The sequence below is a fragment of the Pseudomonas sp. NFPP25 genome, from assembly GCF_900116505.1.
In the GTDB taxonomy this organism is placed as follows: domain Bacteria; phylum Pseudomonadota; class Gammaproteobacteria; order Pseudomonadales; family Pseudomonadaceae; genus Aquipseudomonas; species Aquipseudomonas protegens.
Genome location: NZ_FPBG01000004.1, coordinates 165045 through 179888 on the forward strand (window position 1 = coordinate 165045; position 14844 = coordinate 179888).

Below are 14844 nucleotides of genomic sequence, written 5' to 3' on the forward strand. Positions count from 1 at the left end.
TTTGTCATGAGCAAACAGCTGTCTCTGTGTCTACGACGTACGCAATAGATGAAAAGGCATGGCGGGGGACAAAAATTTCACTCGGCTCGTTATATAGTAACGAATTGTTTCGAATTTCTTCGGCCCCGTGGGTTTATCCACAGGGCCGGACCAGAGCGGCGGGGTGGTATGCAAGTCGATCTTGAGACGCAAGGTGGCGAGGTGGCTGCCTTGCCACGGTTTCAGCAGGCGGCGTCCCATGCGGCGCGTTTGCAGCGCTGGGGCGCCGCTTTGCTGGGCCTGGCGGTGCTGGGGCTGGTGGCGGCGGTGTTTGTCGATCTGTTTGCGGCGCTGACCATCTGGCCGGCACTGCTGGTGAACCTTTCGTGTGCCTTGCTGGTGGTGGTGGCCGGGCTGCAATCGGCGTGCTGGGTCAGCCGCTGGCGCGAAGAGGTGATCGCCCCGGCGCCGGTTGTCACGCCCGAGGCCGGGGAGGATCGGCAGCCACAGGGCCGGCTGGCGGCTGCCCTGACCCTGCGCGGGCGGCGCCTGTTGCAGCAGATCGGCGCGCCTACCCTGTGGCTTGGTGGCTGGTCGCTGCTGATCCTGTATAGCGTGGTGCAGGTGTTCAACCTGTCGTTGCCCGCCACCGCCCTGGGCCTGAGTGCCAGCGTGGTGGCGGTGCTGGCTCTGCTGCTGGCGTTTGCCCTGCTGGTGCTGGAGCGCCAACTGGCCCAGGAGCACCCAGGGGAATGGCCGGAAGCCGGCGCCCTGGCGCAGCTGCTGCGGGTGGCGATTATCTGTTTGCTGGTGAGCGCCCTGTGCCTGTTGTTCAGCAGCGACACGGCCTTGTGGCCAGTACGTCTGGCGGTGCTGACGGGGCTGCTGCCGGCATTGGTGGCCGGCGAGTTGTTGTTGCGCGCGGTGCTGTCGCTGTTCAGCCCACAGCGCGAACAGCTGGAGCCACGGCTTCTGGCCCACAGTTTTGTTGCCGACATGCTGCGTTGGCCGCCCCAACCCCTGCTCAGCCTGCAGCATGAATTGCACAACCGTTTTGGCATCGATCTGCGGCAGATCTGGGCCTTCGCCTATATGCGCCGGGCCTTTGTACCGGTATTGCTGGTGGTGTTGGCGGTAGGTTGGCTGTTGGCCGGCGTTCATGAACTTTCCATGCAAAATCGCGGTATTTACGAGCGTTTCGGCAAGCCGGTACAGGTCTTTGGCCCGGGCCTGCATCTGGGCCTGCCCTGGCCCCTGGGGCGGGTACTGACGGTGGAAAACGGCGTGGTCCATGAACTGGCCACCAGCGTGGGCGAAAGCTCGCAGCCGTTTCAAGCGGCCCCTGCCGAAGGCCCGGCCCCCGCCATTGCCAACCGCCTGTGGGATGCCAGCCACGTGAATGACAAATCCCAGGTGATCGCCAGCGGCAATGCCCAGCAACAGAGTTTTCAGATCGTCAACATGGACGTGCGCTTCGTCTACCGCATCGGCCTGGGCGACGCTGCGGCGCTGGCCGCCACTTACAACAGCAGCGATGTGCCGACGCTGATCCGCAGCACCGCCAGCCGCGTGCTGGTGCACGACTTTGCCTCGCGCACCCTCGATGGCCTGCTGGGGCAGGACCGCACCGGGCTGGCCGATGACATCGGCAGGGCCGTGCAGGGCGATCTGGATCGGCTCGACAGCGGGGTGGAGATTCTCGCCACGGTAGTCGAGGCCATCCATCCACCGGCTGGCGCGGCCAATGCCTACCACGGTGTGCAAGCGGCGCAGATTGGCGCCCAGGCGCTGATTTCCCGGGAACGTGGAGCGGCTGCCGAGCAGACCAACCAGGCGCAGTTGCAAGCCAGCGTGGCCCGCGACCAGGCCCAGGCCGATGCGCGCGAAGTGCAGGCGGCGGCCCAGGCTGCCGACCTGCGCTTTGCCGCCGAACAGAAAGCCTTCGCCAGTGCGGGGCAGGCCTTCGTTCTCGAGCAGTACCTGAGCCAGCTGAGCCAGGGCCTGAGCCAGGCCAAGCTGCTGATTCTTGATCATCGTCTGGGGGGCGACAGCGCGCCGACCCTCGACCTGCGTACGTTCACCTTGCCGGCCGACCCTTCGGCGCCGCGTAAAGCCGCTCAGCCAGGAGCCGTCCATTGAGCCAGTCCTCCCATTCCCACGATCACGCCGGCCACGACCACGGGCACGGCCATCACCACCATCACGGGCATCACCACCACCATCATCATGGGGCGCCGGCCGAGGCCGGGCCTTTCCCCTGGCGGCGCATGGGCTGGGCCGTGCTACTGGTGCTGTTTGCCGTGGCCGCGGCGAGCCTAGTGCAAGTGCGCTCCGGCGAAGCCACGGTAATCACCCGCTTCGGCAACCCGGCGCGGGTGCTGCTGGAGCCGGGCCTGAACTGGCGCTGGCCGGCACCCTTTGAAGCGGCGATCCCGGTGGACCTGCGCCTGCGCACCACCTCCAGTGGCTTGCAGGATGTGGGCACCCGCGACGGTTTGCGGATTATCGTCCAGGCCTACGTGGCCTGGCGGGTCCAGGGCGATGCGGACAATGTGCAGCGTTTCATGCGGGCGGTGCAGAACCAGCCGGACGAAGCGGCGCGGCAGATCCGCACCTTTGTCGGTTCGGCCCTGGAAACCACCGCCAGCAGCTTCGATCTGGCCAACCTGGTGAACACCGATGCCAGCCAGGTGCGCATTGCCGACTTCGAAGCGCAACTGCGCCAGCAGATCGAACAGCAATTGCTTTCCACTTATGGAGTGCGAGTGGTGCAGGTGGGAGTGGAGCGTCTGACCCTGCCCTCGGTGACCCTGACCGCCACCGTGGACCGCATGCGCGCCGAGCGTGAAACCATCGCCACGGAACGCACCGCCATCGGCAAGCGCGAAGCGGCGCAAATCCGCTCTGGCGCCGAACGCGATGCGCGGATCGTCCAGGCCGATGCCACGGTGAAGGCCGCGGATATCGAGGCGCAATCCCGGGTTGAAGCGGCGCAGATTTATGGCCGCGCCTACGCCAGTTCCCCGCAGCTGTACAACTTGCTGCGCTCACTGGACACCCTGGGCACCGTGGTGACTCCGGGCACCAAGTTGATCCTGCGCACCGACGCGGCGCCTTTCCGGGTGCTGGTGGATGGCCCGCCAAACCTGCCGGGCAAAGCCGCTGGTTCGCAACCATGAATAAGGTTCCACGTGGAACAAATGAGTTGAGCAGCCCGTGGATCCAGGCCGGGCGTCTGGCATTCATCGCCTTGTACGGGGTGACAGTACTGGCGGCGCTGGCCTGGGCCTTCTCCAATGTGCGGCAGATCGACCCGCAGAACCGGGCCATGGTCTTGCACTTTGGCAAATTGGAAAGGGTGCAGAGCGCCGGATTGCTCTTGGCCTGGCCCCAGCCTTTTGAGCAGGTGGTGCTGCTGCCCGCCGCCGACCGGGTACTGGAGCGGCGGGTGGAGGGTTTGCTGCGTTCCGAGGCGGCTCTGGAAGGGGACCGGGTTGCCACCCTGGCCACGCCTTTGAACGACACCCTGGCCGGGTCCGGTTACCTGCTGACTGGCGATGCCGGTGTGGTACAGCTGGACGTGCGGGTGTTCTACAAGGTCAGCGATCCCTACGCCTATGTGCTCCAGGCTGACCACGTGCTGCCGGCCCTGGATCGGTTGGTGACCCGCAGTGCCGTGGCCCTGACCGCCGCCCGTGACCTGGACACCATCCTGGTGGCGCGCCCGGAACTGATCGGCAGCGACAACCAGGCCGCCGAGCATCGTGAGCGGCTGCGGGGCGATCTGCTGCAAAGCATCAACCAGCGCCTGGCGCAGTTGACCGCCAGCGGCCAGGGCATTGGCGTCGAGGCAACGCGGGTGGATGTGCAATCGAGCCTGCCCGGCCCGGCGGTCAGCGCCTTCAACGCGGTGCTCACTGCCAGCCAGCAAGCCGACAAGGCGGTCGCCAATGCCCGCACCGAAGCGGAAAAGCTGACCCAGGGCGCCAACCAGCAGGCGGACCGCAGCCTGCAAGTGGCCCATGCCCAGGCCAGCGAACGGCTGGCCCTGGCACGGGCCCAGACTGCCACGGTGCAGAGCCTGGCCCAGGCGCAGCGCAACGGCACCGACCCGGAAATGCTGCTGCGTATCTACCGTGAACGCCTGCCGAAGATTCTCGGGCAGGCCGGTTCGGTGACCACGGTCAATCCCCAAGACGATTCACGCCTGATCATTCAGGGAGCCGAACAATGACTGCCACCACCCATGCCGCGCCCCCCGCCAGCATGCTGACCTCGGCCGAGCAACGCAGCGCCGCCCGCCAGTTGACCCTGGCCATGCTCGCCCTGGGGCTTCTGGCCCTTGGCCTGGTCTGGCGCTGGCTGGCCCCAGGGCAGGTGGGCGTCAGCCAGTTGCTGTTGGGTGTCGCCTCGCTGCTGGTGGCGGTGCCGGTGATGCGCTCGGCCTGGTTCAGCCTGCGTTACCCGAGCCTGCACGGCATTACCGACCAACTGATCGCCCTGGCGATGCTCGGCGCCTGGGCCACTGGCGACCTGCTGACCGCGGCCCTGTTGCCGATCATCATGATCTTCGGCCACGTACTGGAAGAGCGCAGCGTGATCGGCTCCCAGGAAGCCATCGACGCCCTGGGCCGCTTGACCCGCAGCCTGGCGCGACAGGTACGGGCCGATGGCAGCGTCGTGGAAGTGGACAACGCCAGCCTCAAGGCCGGCGACCTGGTGGAAGTACGCGCCGGCGATCGGGTGCCCGCCGATGGTCTGGTGGTGTCCGGCCAGGCGAGCCTGGATACCGCGCCGATCACTGGCGAATCGGTCCCCCTGGAAGCGGTTCAGGGCATGCAGATATTTGGCGGCGCAATCAATCTCGATGGGCTGTTGCGTGTGCAGGTCACCCGTACCGGCGAGGAGTCGACCTTGGGCAAGGTGATTGCCCTGATGCAAAGCGCCGAGCGCGCCAAGCCGCCCATCACCCGTTTGCTGGAGCGCTATGCCGGCAGTTACATGGTGCTGGTGTTGCTGTTGGCGGCGGTGACCTGGTTCATCACCAACGATGCCCAAGCCATGCTCGCGGTGCTGGTGGCGGCCTGTCCCTGCGCGTTGGTGCTGTCGGCGCCGGCCACCGCCATCGCCGGAATCGCTGTGGCCGCGCGCCACGGCATCCTGATTCGCAGTTCGGCCTTTCTCGAGGAGCTGGCGGACCTGACCTCCCTGGTCGTGGACAAGACCGGCACCCTGACGTACGGCACCTTGCGTTTGCAGGCCATCGACAGCCCCCGGGAAGACCAGCGAAGCCTGCTCACTCTGGCCGCCAGCCTCGGCTCGGCCAGCAGCCACCCGGTCAGCCGGGCCCTGGCAGGGCTGGTGCCCCAGGAAGAGCAATGGCCACTGGGGGACATTCATGAACGCCAGGGCCTGGGTGTGGTGGCCCGTACCGAGGAGGGCGAAGCGGCCCTTGGCCGCCCGGAGCTGTTCCGCCAGTTGGGTATCGACACCAGCCCGGTGCCGGGGCACGACGGGCCGATTGCCGGCTTGGCGCTTGATGGCGAATTTCTCGGTTGGCTGTTGCTGGCCGACAGCGTCAAACCCGAGGCCCGGCATGCCCTGGGCGAGTTGCGCGAACTGGGGTTGGGCCGGCAGTTGCTGCTCACCGGCGACCGCCAGAGTGTGGCCGACAGCCTGGCGCTGGAAGTGGGAATCGCCGACGTCGAGGCCCAGGCCCTGCCGCAAGACAAGCTTGAGCGGGTACTGGAGGAGATCGACAAGGGCTTCCGGCCGATGGTGGTCGGCGACGGCATCAACGACTCCCTGGCTCTCAAGGCCGGGGTGGTGGGGGTGGCCATGGGCGCCGGTGGTGCGGACATCGCCCTGGCTTCGGCGGATGTGGTGCTGATCGGCAGCGACCTGCGACGCCTGGGCACCTGCGTGCGCCTGAGCCGTGAATGCCGGCGGACCTTGCAGGTCAACGTGATCATCGGCCTGGGCTGGACCCTGGCCATCGTCGCCTTTGCCGCGTTCGGCTGGTTGGGGGCGGCGGGGGCGATGATCGCTGCGGTGCTGCACAACCTGAGCACCTTGCTGGTGCTGGGCAATGCCGGTCGCCTGCTGCGTTTCCAGGAGCCGCTGTTGAAGCTGTAGACGCCGCCGCGCAGTTTTTTTCATCCCGGCTGTAACGCCGGGATGCTTCCTCTCTCTAGTGCTATGACGGGATTGCACAAGCACCCGCCGATCCCCTGCGACTATTGAGGAAACAAAAATGAACATGAAGAAAACCGCCGCCGGCGCTGCCCTGGCCTTTGCTGCCGCCACTCTGTTTGCCGGTGTCGTGACTCAAGCGTCTGCTGCCGATGCCCAGGTGCACTGCTACGGCGTCAACGCCTGCAAAGGGCAGAACGACTGCAAGACCAAGGACCACGCCTGCAAGGGCATGGGCGCCTGCAAAGGCCAGGGCTTCAAGGCCATGACCCAGGCCGCGTGTGACAAAGCAGGCGGCAAAGTCGGCGAGTAAGCGGCGTTCGAGTGCTGCCGCAGTGGGGTTGGCAACCACTGCGGCCACTTGGCAAGGAGTTGGCGATGTCTGAATTTTCTTCCAGCCTGGGCTATGGCCTGGGTTTGCGCAGTGCCTACTACCAGCAGATTCTCGACGAGGCGCCCAACGTCGACTGGTTTGAAGTGGTGTCCGAGAACTTCATGGTGCAGGGCGGCAAGGCGCTGTATTACCTGGATGCGATCGTCGAGCGCTACCCCATCGTGATGCACGGGGTGTCGCTGTCCATCGGCGGCCCCCATGCCCTGGACCGGGATTACCTGCTGCGGCTCAGGCAACTGGCCAGCCGGGCAAACCCGGCGTGGATCTCCGATCACCTGTGCTGGAGCCGGGGCAACGCCCATCAACTGCACGACCTGCTGCCGCTGCCCTACACCGAGGAGAGCCTGCACTACGTGGCAGGGCGAGTGCGTCAGGTGCAGGACATTCTGGAGCGCCCCCTGGTGCTGGAGAACGTCTCCAGTTATGTGCGGGCGGCGGCCGACGAGTTCAGCGAGTGGGAATTTCTCGCCGCCTTGAGCCAGCTCAGCGGCTGCGAACTGCTGCTGGATGTGAACAACGTCTACGTCAGTTCGCGCAACCATGGTTTCGATCCCTGGCACTTCATCCAGGCGCTGCCGGCGCAGCGCGTGCGGCAACTGCATCTGGCCGGGCACCAGGATTATGGCGACTACGTGATCGACACCCACGACCACCCGGTCTGCGATCCCGTGTGGGCGCTGTATCAACGCACCCTTGAACACCTGGGGCCGGTGGCCACCCTGCTGGAGCGCGATGATCATTTTCCGCCCCTGGAAGAGCTGCTCAGCGAACTGCACAAGGCCCGAGATCTCGGGCAACAGACCCTGGCCGGGAGGCAGCAATGCGCCTGAACGACTGGCAACTGGCTTTTGAAGCCTATCTGTTGGGCGAACAGGCCCAGGCCCGCGCCGTCCTGCAAGACAGCCTGATCGGTGGCCCGACCCTGGATGTCGAGACCGGCCTGGCGATCTATCACAATGCCTACATGGCCCGGTTGCAGGAGGTCATGGGCAGCGACTTCCCGGCCATCCTGCACTGGTTGGGGGATGCAGAATTCCAGGCCCTGACGCAGGCCTACATTCGCCAGTGCCCGTCCCGGCATTTCAGCCTGCGCTGGCTGGGGCAGGGCTTTGCCGAATTCATCCAGGGCCATCTGGTGCCGGAGCAGGGCACCCCTCTGGCGGAACTGGCGCGCCTGGAGTGGGCCTTCACCCTGGCCTTCGACGCAGCCGAAGCCCAGGTGCTGACGGTGGCGGCCATGGCCGGGCTGGATGTCGAGCAATGGCCGCAGCTGCAACTGCGCCTGGCGCCCTGTGTGCAATGGCTCGACTGCCGCTACAACAGCGTGGCCCAGTGGCGCGCGGTCAAGGAGCAGGCGGATTTCCCCCGCAGTGCTTTACTCGATCAGCAGCAGCTGTGCCTGGTCTGGCGAGCGGACCGGGTCTGCCGTTATCGCAGCCTGCCGGCCGAAGAGGCCACAGCGCTGCGGGGCATGATCGAGCAACGGTGGAATTTTGCGGAACTCTGCGTCGGGCTGGCCGTCACTTATGCCGAGGGGGCCCCGCTGCAGGCGGTTACCTGGTTGAAACAGTGGGTCGAAGATGGCCTGGTGATGCGCAGCGAATCATAGAAAACCACTATCAAATCGATAGCCTGCTATTTTCTAGGATGGTCTACCCTCATTTCAGACGTCTGAAACAAGGGGGGATTTTCCATGCTCGCGCAACTTCCACCGGCCTTACAGAATCTGCATTTGCCTTTACGCCTGCGGCTCTGGGACGGCCATGAATTCAATCTGGGGCCGGAGCCCAACGTCACGATCGTGGTCAAGGACCCGCAATTGGTGGCGCAGCTGACTCACCCTAGCCTGGACGCCTTGGGGGGCGCCTTTGTCGAGGGCAAACTGGAACTGGAAGGTTCCATCAGCGAAGTCATCCGGGTCTGCGACGAACTGAGCCAGGCCTTGCTCGACGATGACGACGGCAACCAGCCGGTGCGCTCGCTGCACGACAAGGCGACCGACGCTGCCGCGATTTCCTATCACTACGACCTTTCCAACGCCTTCTACCAACTGTGGCTCGACAGCGACATGGCCTATTCCTGCGCCTATTTCGAGACCGGAAGCGAGTCTCTGGAACAGGCCCAGCAAGCCAAATTCCGCCATCTGTGCCGCAAGCTGCGCCTGCAACCGGGGGACTACCTGCTGGATGTCGGGTGCGGCTGGGGCGGGCTGGCCCGCTACGCCGCCCGTGAGTTCGGCGCCAAGGTGTTCGGCATCACCTTGAGCAAGGAACAGCTGGCCCTGGCCCGCGAGCGAGTGACCGCCGAAGGCCTGGACGACCTGGTGGACCTGCAACTGCTGGATTACCGCGACCTGCCCCAGGATGGCCGCTTCGACAAGGTGGTCAGTGTCGGCATGTTCGAGCACGTCGGCCACGCCAACTTGCCGGAGTACTGCCAGACCCTGTTCAGGGCCGTGCGCGAGGGCGGGTTGGTGATGAACCACGGCATCACCGCCAAGCACACCGACGGCCGCCCGGTGGGCCGCGGGGCCGGGGACTTCATCGAGCGCTATGTGTTTCCCAATGGCGAGCTGCCGCACCTGGCAATGATCTCGGCGTTCATCAGCGAGGCGGGGCTGGAAATTGTCGATGTCGAGAGCCTGCGCATGCATTACGCGCGGACACTGGATCACTGGAGCGAACGCCTGGAAGACAATCTGGAAGCCGCCGCCAGGCAGGTTCCGGAGCAGGCGCTACGGATCTGGCGGCTGTACCTGGCGGGCTGCGCCTATGCCTTTGCCAAGGGCTGGATCAACCTGCACCAGATCCTTGCGGTCAAGCCCCATGCCGATGGCAGCCATGAACTGCCCTGGACCCGGGATGACCTCTACCATCCATAAGTCTGGCCCTTAAAGGATCGGAGAAATCAGCCGCGCGACCCGCATGCCCAGTTGTTGCAGGCGGTGGGTCTGGCGGCTTTCTTCCTTGGCGATTTCCCGGGCCTTGGCGAAGTCGGCTTCCAGCATGTGTTCCACTTCGGTGGCGAAGTCGTCGTCCACCGTCAGCAGCATCACTTCGAAATTCAGGCGGAACGAACGGTTGTCCAGGTTGGCGCTGCCAATGGCGCTGATTTCGTTGTCGATCAGCACCACCTTCTGGTGCAGGAAGCCCGGCTGATAGCGGAATACTCGCACCCCGGCGCGCACCGCTTCGAAGGCGTACAGGCTGGAGGCGGCATAGACGATGCGGTGGTCCGGGCGGGCGGGCAGCAGGATGCGCACATCCACGTCCCGCAGCACCGCCAGGCGCAGGGCAGCGAACACCGCCTCATCGGGAATGAAGTACGGGCTGGTGATCCACACCCGCTCGGTGGCCGCGTGGATGGCCTCGACAAAGAACAGCGAGCAGGTTTCGTAGGCATCGGCCGGGCCGCTGGCCAGCAATTGGCAGAGCACGCCGTCGTCCGGGTAGGTGTCCGGGAGGATCAGCGGCGGCAGTTCCCGGGCGGCCCAGAACCAGTCTTCGGCAAAGGACTCCTGCAGGCAGGCCACCACCGGGCCGCTGACCTGCACGTGGGTATCGCGCCAGGGCGCCAGGGGCGGCTTCTTGCCCAGGTATTCGTCGCCGACATTATGCCCGCCGACGAACCCCAGCATGCCGTCCACCACCACGATCTTGCGGTGATTGCGGAAGTTCACCTGGAAGCGGTTGAGCCAGCCACTGCGGGTGGCGAAGGCGTGCACCTGGACCCCGGCGTCGCGCAGGGTCTGTACGTAGCTGGCGGGCAGGGAGTGGCTGCCGATGCGGTCGTAGAGCAGGTGGATCGACACACCCTCGGCGGCCTTTTCCAGCAGCAGGCGTTGCAGGCGCCGGCCCAGGTCATCGTCGTGGATGATGAAGAACTGGATCAGCACCGCCTTGTGGGAGCGGCGGATGGCGTTGAAGATCGCTTCGAAGGTGGCGTCGCCGTTGACCAGCAGGCGCACCTGATTGTTGGCCAGGCACGGCATGCGCCCCAGCTTGGGCATGGCCCGCAGCGAGGCGTAGGCCTTGGAGGCGCGGGCGGTGAGGGCTTCTTCCACCCAGGGACGCCAGTTCAGCTCATTGATGGCCTTGTGCATTTCCACGTTGGCCTGGCGCCGGGCCTGGATGTAGGCATCGAAGGTACTGCGACCAAACACCAGGTAGGGAATCAGGGTCAGGTAGGGCATGAACAGCAGCGACAGGGCCCAGGCGATGGCGCCCTGGGCGGTCCTGACGGTGAGTACCGCGTGGATCGCGGCGATCAACCCGAGAAAATGCAGCAGTGCGATGAGATAGCCGAAGATGTGCGGGCCAAAATAATCCATGGGGCAGCCTTGCTCCTGAAGATTCAATGCCTAACAGACCATGTTCCACGGTGAATGTCGCTATTTTATTCTGCATGCAACACCGTGCCCCGGCTGAAGTCTAACGGCCACTATTGTCTAGGAGTCATTCGATGAAACTTCGTTTACTGGGTTGGGCCTTGGCGGCGGGGTTGGCGCTTCCGGTGGTGGCGCAGGCGCAGATGCTGCAGCCGGGGTTGTGGGAGCTGACCAGCAGCAACATGAAGATCGACGACCAGAACATGCCGGACCTGTCGCTGATTCTCGGCCAGTTGCAGCAGCAGATGACCCCGCAACAGCGGGCGATGCTGGAGAAACAGGGTGTGACCATGGGCGGCAAGGGGATTCGGGTGTGCCTGACACCGGCCCAGGTGCAGTCGGACACCATCCCGCTGCAGGACCCGCAGTCGGGTTGCCAGCAGCAGGTGACCGAACGCAGTGGCAATCAATGGAAGTTCCGCTTCAGTTGCCCCAAGGCCCAGGGCAATGGAGTGGCCACGTTCATCAGCGATCGTGAGTTCACCACCAACGTGGCCGGCACCTTCAACGCCACCGGCCTGCAGCAGAAGGGCAGCATGGACACCCGCGCCGTGTGGCTGGGCCAGGACTGCGGCACGGTCAAACCTCGCGCCTCCTGACTTTTGGCTGACGCTGACGCTGCCCGTGCCCCGGGCAGCGCCTAGCGCATCCGGGCCAGGGCCTGCTCCAGGCTCAGGCGGCCCAGGTCTTCGCCATTTCGGCTGCGCAGGCTGACGTAGCCTCCGTCCTTTTCCTTTTCCCCGACCACCAGCAGGTAAGGCACTTTCTGCAGGCTGTGTTCGCGAATCTTGTAGCCGATCTTTTCGTTGCGCAGGTCGGCGCTGGCCCGCAGCCCGTGACGGCGCAAGCTGTCGCTGATGGCCCGGGCGTAGTCGGCCTGGGCTTCGCTGATGTTCAGCACCACCGCTTGTTGCGGTGCCAGCCACAGGGGCAGGGCGCCGCCATGGTGTTCCAGGAGAATGCCGATAAAGCGTTCCAGGGAACCAAACAGCGCCCGGTGCAGCATCACCGGCTGGCAGCGTTCGCCGCGCTCGTCGATGTAGCTGATGGCGAAGCGCTCGGGCAGGTTGAGGTCCACCTGCAGGGTGCCGCACTGCCAGTCGCGACCGATGGCGTCGCGCAGCACGAACTCCAGCTTGGGGCCGTAGAAGGCACCTTCCCCGGGGTTGATCCGGTAGTCGATGTGCATGCTCTGCAAGGCACCGACCAGGGCCTCTTCCAGCTGGTCCCAGACCTCATCGCTGCCGATGCGGTGGTCGGGGCGGGTCGAGAGCTTCACCGCCACCTGGTCGAAACCGAACTCCTTGTAGATGTCGAATACCAGGGCAATGGTGGCGGCGCATTCGCTTTGCATCTGTTGCGGGGTGCAGAAGATGTGGGCGTCGTCCTGGGTGAAATGGCGCACTCGCAACAGGCCGTGCAGGGCTCCTGAAGGTTCGTAGCGGTGGACTTTGCCGAACTCGGCGATGCGCAGTGGCAGGTCGCGGTAACTCTTGCGGCCATGACCGAAGATCGCCACCGCGCCGGGGCAGTTCATCGGCTTGAGGGCGAAGGTGCGCTGGTCTTGCGTGGTGGTGGTGAACATGTGGTCGCGGTAGTTCTGCCAGTGCCCGGAGGTCTCCCAGAGGCCGCGGTCCATCACGTCGGGGGTGTTCACTTCCTGGTAGCCGGCCTGTTCCTGGCGCCTGCGCATGTAGCCGATCAGTTCCTGGAACAGGGTCCAGCCCTTGGCGTGCCAGAACACCGAGCCCGGCGCGCAGTCGTCGAAATGGAACAGATCCAGCTGCTGGCCGAGCTTGCGGTGGTCGCGCTGTTGCGCCTGTTCCAGGCGCAACAGGTAGGCCTCCAGTTCCGGGCGGGTGCCCCAGCAGGTGCCGTAGATCCGCTGCAGCGGTGCGTTGCGGGCGTCGCCACGCCAGTAGGCACCGGCCACCTTGGTCAGCTTGAAGGCGCGCAGTTGGCCAGTGGAACGCAGGTGTGGCCCACGGCACAAATCTTCGAAATCCCCCTGACGGTACAGCGACAGCACGGCATCTGGCGGCAAGTCGCGGATCAGCTCGACCTTGTAGTGCTCGCCCTGGTCGGCGAAATGCTGCAGGGCCTGCTCCCGGGACAATTCCCGGCGGCGCACTGAATGATTGGTGGCGGCCAGGCTATGCATGCGCGCCTCGATCAGTTCCAGGTCCTCTGGGGTGAAGGGGCGCTCGTGGGCGAAGTCGTAGAAGAAGCCATCTTCGATCACCGGGCCGATGGCCACCTGCGTCGAGGGGAACAGCTGTTTCACCGCCATCGCCAGCAGGTGCGCGCAGGAGTGGCGCAGTACCTCCAGGCCCTCGGGGTCGCGGGCGGTGACGATGCTCAAGCGGGCGTCGCTGTGCAACAGGTAGTCACAGTCCACCAGTTGGCCGTTCACTCGCCCGGCCACGGCGGCCTTGGCCAGGCCGCTGCCGATGCTGGCGGCCACCTCGAAAACAGACAACGGCTGGTCGTACTCACGGCACGCGCCATCAGGCAGGGTGATGCGGATCATCTTCGGTGGTCCTTGGTGTCGGGCTATTAACGGGTGAAGCGCAGGGGCAGGCCCTGACAGTCGTCGTACAGGCGGCCCTGGTGCCAGGCGAGCTGGCCCGACACCAGGGTGCTGCTGACGCTGTGGCGAAAGCGCTGGCCGGCAAAGGGCGTCCAGCCGCAGTGGGCGAGGATCGGCTGGCTGTCCACGGCCAGGCCTGTGGGCTCGGCGCGGACCAGCACCAGGTCGGCCCAGTAGCCTTCGCGCAGGTAGCCGCGATCGGGAATGGCGAACAGGTCGGCGACTCGGTGGCTGGTTTTTTCCACCAGGGTGGCCAGGGGCAGCGCCCGGTCGGCCACCAGTTCCAGCAGCGCTGGCAATGCATGCTGCACCAGCGGCAGGCCGGAGGGCGCGCGGCTGTAAGGCAGCTGTTTCTGCTCCCAGGTATGGGGCGCGTGGTCGGTGCCGATGACATCCAGGCGCTGGCTGTTCAGGGCCTGGCGCAGGGCATCGCGATCGGCCTGGGTCTTGATCGCCGGGTTGCATTTGATCAGGTGGCCGAGGCGCGGGTAGTCGCGGTCATCGAACAGCAGGTGATGCACGCAGACCTCGGCGGTGATGCGCTTTTGCGCCAGGGGCCGGTCCTCGAACAGCGCCAGCTCCCGGGCGCTGGTCAGGTGCAGTACGTGCAGGCGAGTGCCGTGTTTCTTCGCCAGTTCCACCGCCAGGGATGAGGAGCGAAAGCAGGCCTCGGCATCGCGGATGTGCGGGTGGGCGGCGGCGGGAATCTGCTCGCCATAGAGTTGCAGCCAGCGCTGTTGCCGGGCCTGGATGCTGGGGGTGTGTTCGCAGTGGGCCAGGAGCAGGGTCGGCACCTGGCGGAACAGCCGGTCCAGCACCTCGGGATCGTCCACCAGCATGTTGCCGGTGGAGGCCCCCATGAACACCTTGACCCCGGCCACCTCCGTGGGGTCCAGGGCGGCGACGAGGTCGAGGTTGTCGTTGCTGACCCCGAAGTGAAAGCCATAGTTGGCCACCGAAACGCTCGCTGCGCGGCGCTTCTTGTCGTTCAGGGCGGCAAGATCCAGGGTCGCCGGCGAGGTGTTGGGCATGTCCATGAAGCTGGTGATGCCACCGGCCACCGCCGCCCGCGACTCGCTGTACAGGCTGCCCTTGTCCGGCGCGCCGGGGTCGCGAAAGTGCACCTGGTCGTCGATCATGCCCGGCAGCAGCCACTGGCCGCGGGCGTCGATTTCGATCTCGGCGCTGAGGTGGTCCAGGCTGCCGATGGTGTCGATGCGCCCGTGCGCCACCAGCACGTCGGCGTCGAATTCGCGCCCTTCGTTCACCAGGCGGGCGTTGCGGATGAGGATTCGGCTCATG

Annotated in this window: 12 protein-coding genes; 9 read left to right on the forward strand and 3 right to left on the reverse strand. The window is 65.4% G+C overall.

The window, feature by feature from the left end:
• Positions 1-168: 168 nt before the first annotated feature.
• The 8 genes from BM382_RS17020 (at position 169) to cfaB (ending at position 9446) form a co-directional block, all read left to right on the forward strand.
• Positions 169-2118 (forward strand): protease modulator HflK, encoded by a 1950-nt coding sequence (locus BM382_RS17020; RefSeq protein WP_072443376.1) that lies wholly within the window; start codon positions 169-171, stop codon positions 2116-2118.
• Positions 2115-3158 (forward strand): protease modulator HflC, encoded by a 1044-nt coding sequence (locus BM382_RS17025; protein WP_015637559.1) that lies wholly within the window; start codon positions 2115-2117, stop codon positions 3156-3158. Before BM382_RS17020 ends, BM382_RS17025 begins: the two co-directional genes overlap by 4 nt.
• Entirely contained in the window at positions 3155-4213 is a 1059-nt protein-coding gene (locus BM382_RS17030; RefSeq protein ID WP_019093400.1) for a protease modulator HflK, read from the forward strand. The genes BM382_RS17025 and BM382_RS17030 overlap by 4 nt, the downstream gene beginning before the upstream one ends.
• On the forward strand, positions 4210-6114 hold the full coding sequence (locus tag BM382_RS17035) for a cation-translocating P-type ATPase (RefSeq protein ID WP_015637557.1): 1905 nt from the start codon (positions 4210-4212) through the stop codon (positions 6112-6114). Before BM382_RS17030 ends, BM382_RS17035 begins: the two co-directional genes overlap by 4 nt.
• 118 nt (positions 6115-6232) lie before the next feature.
• Positions 6233-6484: a BufA2 family periplasmic bufferin-type metallophore gene (locus tag BM382_RS17040; RefSeq protein ID WP_011064355.1), complete on the forward strand. Its 252-nt coding sequence runs from the start codon at positions 6233-6235 to the stop codon at positions 6482-6484.
• A 65-nt stretch (positions 6485-6549) separates the two neighbouring features.
• Positions 6550-7395, forward strand: a complete 846-nt coding sequence (locus tag BM382_RS17045; RefSeq protein ID WP_072443377.1) for an MNIO family bufferin maturase — start codon at positions 6550-6552, stop codon at positions 7393-7395.
• Complete coding sequence (locus BM382_RS17050; RefSeq protein WP_072443378.1) at positions 7386-8174, forward strand: HvfC/BufC N-terminal domain-containing protein; 789 nt, start codon at positions 7386-7388, stop codon at positions 8172-8174. The genes BM382_RS17045 and BM382_RS17050 overlap by 10 nt, the downstream gene beginning before the upstream one ends.
• Positions 8175-8258: 84 nt before the next feature.
• Positions 8259-9446: a C17 cyclopropane fatty acid synthase CfaB gene (gene cfaB / locus BM382_RS17055; RefSeq protein WP_011064352.1), complete on the forward strand. Its 1188-nt coding sequence runs from the start codon at positions 8259-8261 to the stop codon at positions 9444-9446.
• A 9-nt stretch (positions 9447-9455) separates the two neighbouring features.
• Here the strand turns inward: cfaB and cls are convergent, their stop codons facing one another.
• Complete coding sequence (gene cls, locus BM382_RS17060) at positions 9456-10895, reverse strand: cardiolipin synthase (RefSeq protein WP_011064351.1); 1440 nt, start codon at positions 10893-10895, stop codon at positions 9456-9458.
• A gap of 131 nt (positions 10896-11026) precedes the next feature.
• Here cls and BM382_RS17065 point away from each other — a divergent pair, with 131 nt between their 5' ends.
• Positions 11027-11551, forward strand: a complete 525-nt coding sequence (locus BM382_RS17065; RefSeq protein WP_011064350.1) for a DUF3617 domain-containing protein — start codon at positions 11027-11029, stop codon at positions 11549-11551.
• A gap of 41 nt (positions 11552-11592) precedes the next feature.
• Here the strand turns inward: BM382_RS17065 and thrS are convergent, their stop codons facing one another.
• Together thrS and BM382_RS17075 are read right to left on the reverse strand one after the other, a co-directional pair.
• Positions 11593-13482: a threonine--tRNA ligase gene (thrS, locus tag BM382_RS17070; RefSeq protein ID WP_072443379.1), complete on the reverse strand. Its 1890-nt coding sequence runs from the start codon at positions 13480-13482 to the stop codon at positions 11593-11595.
• Between the two features lie 26 nt (positions 13483-13508).
• The gene (locus BM382_RS17075; RefSeq protein WP_072443380.1) at positions 13509-14843 is read right to left on the reverse strand and encodes a dihydroorotase; all 1335 of its coding nucleotides are present in this window, start codon (positions 14841-14843) and stop codon (positions 13509-13511) included.
• Position 14844: the final 1 nt, after the last annotated feature.